The sequence below is a fragment of the Staphylococcus simiae genome, from assembly GCF_002902085.1.
GTDB lineage: Bacteria > Bacillota > Bacilli > Staphylococcales > Staphylococcaceae > Staphylococcus > Staphylococcus simiae.
The window spans coordinates 1-4098 of record NZ_PPQR01000039.1; the positions used below are offsets into that span (position 1 = coordinate 1).

Below are 4098 nucleotides of genomic sequence, written 5' to 3' on the forward strand. Positions count from 1 at the left end.
AAATTCTTTGCTAAGAATTTCTCTGTGTTGGGTCCCTTGCCCAACTTGCACATTATTGTAAAAATTCTTTGCTAAGAATTTCTCTGTGTTGGGTCCCTATGCAGTTGTTAGAGTTACTGCTATCTTGATAGCTAGAAAATCTTAAGCAGTTTATTATGAATTTATAAACTGTAGACCTTTTTCATAGCAACTGTAATCCTTTTAAAATTTTTGATGACGGAACCCACCTACCCGACAATACTAATTAGAATTATCAAACTTTCATTCATCAATATTTAATAATCCAAACAGTTACGGGCAATCGCACCATATTACGTATAGATGGGGCTTTATCCCAGGCTCTTAGAGTACGTAGTCTAATAAAATGATTAGTCACGTCTGTTTAATAAATAACTTAACTTTAGTTTAGTTATAATAAAAACCTTCATATACTATTTTAAAAAATATGAAAGGTAAGTATTCAAAATGTCTAAATTACATATCAATTGCTGGTTTTTATTAATCAACTTTTAAAGTAATTACATTTTAACAAATAACTAGTATAAAACCATTACAAACGTCAAAATTTAATAGAATTTTAATAAATCACTCACTATTTTAATCCCTATCAAATTAATAATAAAAGTACTTTAAATACACTATCACAATGAATGTGTTTAATTTTTAAGTTTCAAGCGTATACTTTGATACATCATGATGCCACCTATAACGAGCATGATAAACATATAAGCACCCATTTGAATCGATGTCAGTAATACACCTAAAAGAATTCCTAATCATGCTAACAATTCCGCTAAATTAATACTTAACGTACTCATTGCAACATATGGTCCTCTTTGTTGTTCTGGAATCATTTTAAAACGTTGTTCCTCAACAATAGGTGAATAAATAATTTCTCCTAATGTGGCTATCACCACAAAAATGATTAATAACGTAAATTGATTTAAAAAAGTAATACTTACATAACCAATAGTATAAAAGGTGATTCCAATGGCAAAAACTTGTTTTAAATTTAATGACATAACAACTTTTGAAACAGTATAAGTCATAAGAACCACTACAACCGTATTCGTTAGCATAATTAGAGAATACATTTTGACACCAGTAATATCAATTGCCCCTAATGTTACTGTAGAAAATTCTTGTTTTAAGCGTATCGCAATATATGATGATGTTGAAAATTCAGCCATAATAAAAATGCTTTGTCCTATAATTAATAACATATATAACTTATCTTTTAAGACAACATGATATGTAGCAAATATATCTTTTAATTGAAAAGCAGATATTTGATTTGGTTGAACTTCTTTGTCATTACGATATGTTTGTTGTTCATTAGGTAACCAGCGATATAATGCTAAAAAGACTGCTAAAAAGACAATCGCTGCGATTAAAAATAACAGGCCACGATTATAACCATAAGCTATCCCTCCGATTAAAGCACCTATTGCTGTAGCAACATTACTTAGCCAATATTCAATTTTATAAATATAATGTTCAACTTCTGGTGTTATGGCATCCATAATTAAAGCATCCATCGTTGGAAATTGTAGGCCCCACACGATACTAAACAAGGCATATGATAGACAAAAAATGACAATGTGCCATGTATCATTACCTGAAAAAAGTGCCATTATGACTAAGGCTACGGATAATATAAATTGATAAAATAAGACTAGCTTCTTTTTAGAACTAAAATTCATTATGTATCCTGAGATTAGTGAAATGGGTAAGTTTATAGCAATTAAAAAAGTTAAAAATATACCCGAAAAAGTTTGATTAACCATATCAGTTAGGTACAACGCAATATAAGGTAAAAATGCTATGGCTATGATCGTTTGAAAAAAATCACTAATTAAGCGAACTTTCAGTGTAACACTAAGTTGCTTCACATTAACCAACCCCCTTTAATGAAAAACTATCCCACCCTTTTTTGTATTTATATAATAATCACAAATATGTAAAAAGTAAATATATCAGTAAAAAATGGTAACTTCTATGTTATTTCAATAGAAGTTACCATTCTAGTTTAAATAAAACTTATTTTATTTAATATATTCATTTTTCAATCACTATTATTGTTCCTTATCTGTATCTTCGTCTTCTTTACGACGTTTAAAGAATAAGAACAATGCGCCTAAACCTGCTAGTAATGAACCAAATAAAGTTCCTTTATTAGTCTCAGAATCTCCCGTTTCAGGTAATTCACTTTGTTGTTTATTTGCCGTAGCTTTATTATTTCCTTTTTTATGATGTGTCTTCGCTGACTCATTGTAAATACGTTCTTGTCTACTGTATCTATGGTTATTCTGAGTTGGAGTCATATTATTATCACTTGTGTTCTGTTGTTGTGACGGTTCTGCGTTGTTGTGATGATCATTACTTGGTCTATCATTTTTCGGCGTACTTGGTGGTACAACTGTGCCTGGTTGTGATGGTTGAGTCGGTTGATTTGGTTTGGTTGGATGACTAGGATCTGTTGGTTTCACTGGATCCGTTGGGTCTGTTGGATCTGTTGGGTGATCCGGATCAACCGGTTTACTATCATCAATCACTATTGTATCAGCTGCTGGAGAGTCGTTACCTGACTTATCAGTTGCAATTGCATTAATATGATCTCCTCCATTTAAGTGTACGTTAGACGGAACATCAATTGTGTAATTGCCATCAGCATCTGTAGTACCAGTCGCTGTTGTGCCATCTGGGAATGTTATTGTCACTGTTGATTTTGGTTCAGCTTTACCAGTTATTGTTGTATCGCCTTTATGAACTGGATTAATAGTCGGTGCATCTGGTGCTGTTGTATCTATCACTGTAATCGTGAATTGTGTTGTTGTTGTATTACCTTCAGCGTCCGTTGTCGTCACAGTTACTGGGTAAGTACCTACAGTCGTTGGACTGCCACTAATTGTGTTAGTCACTTCATCAAACGTTACGCCATTCGGTAAACCACTCACACTGTTTGTTACTGGCTGACCACCGTTATCTTGGCCGTCAATAACGATATTATCAATTGGTGTATTGACCTCTTTCGTTTGATCATCGATTGCTTTCACCGTTGGTGCTGTTGTATCTACCACTGTAATTGTGAATTGCGTCTCTGTTGTGTTGCCTTCCGCGTCCGTTGTTGTCACAGTCACTGGATACGTACCTACCGTTGTTGGACTACCACTAATTGTGTTTGTCTCTGAATCAAATGTTACACCTGCTGGCAAGCCACTTACACTATTTCTCACTGGCTGACCACTGTTATCGCTACCGTCAATGACGATGTTATCGATTGGTGTATTGACTTCTTTCGTTTGATCATCGATTGCTTTCACCGTTGGTGCTGTTGTATCTACCACTGTAATCGTGAATTTCGTCTCTGTTGTGTTACCTTCAGCGTCTGTTGTTGTCACTGTGACTGGGTAAGTACCTACCATTGTTGGACTGCCACTAATTGTGTTCGTTGCTTCATCAAAAGTTACACCTTCTGGTAAGCCACTCACACTGTTTGTTACTGGTTGGCCACTATTATCACTACCATCAACGACGATGTTATCGATTGGTGTATTAACTTCTTTCGTTTGATCGTCAATGTCTTTCACCGTTGGTGCTGTCGTATCCACTACTGTAATTGTGAATTGCGTTGTTGTTGTGTTGCCTTCAGCGTCCGTTGTCGTTACCGTTACTGGATATGTGCCAACTGTCGTTGGGCTACCACTAATTGTGTTTGTCGCTTCATCAAACGTTACGCCATTCGGTAAGCCGCTCACACTGTTTGTCACTGGTTGACCACTGTTGTCACTACCCTCAATAACGATGTTATCAATTGGTGTATTGACTTCTTTAGTTTGATCATCGATTGCTTTCACCGTTGGTGCTGTCGTATCTATCACTGTAATCGTAAATTTTGTCGTTGTTGTGTTGCCTTCCGCGTCTGTTGTTGTCACTATTACTGGATACGTACCTACAGTCGTTGGAATACCACTAATTGTGTTCGTCGCTTCATCAAACGTTACACCTTCTGGTAAGTCACTCACACTATTTGTCACTGGTTGACCACTGTTATCTTGACTATCGATAACGATATTGTCGATTGGTGTGTTCACTTCT

At 35.2% G+C, this 4098-nt stretch carries 1 protein-coding gene and 1 pseudogene; both read right to left on the minus strand.

The genetic code is table 11. The annotated features are described in order from the left end of the window. Positions 1 to 656: 656 nt before the first annotated feature. Positions 657 to 1892, minus strand: a pseudogene (locus CD113_RS05805) (MFS transporter). A 183-nt stretch (positions 1893 to 2075) separates the two neighbouring features. Continuing rightward, positions 2076 to 4098: putative Ig domain-containing protein (locus tag CD113_RS05810; protein ID WP_142380897.1), on the minus strand; the 2023-nt coding region annotated here is incomplete at its 5' end.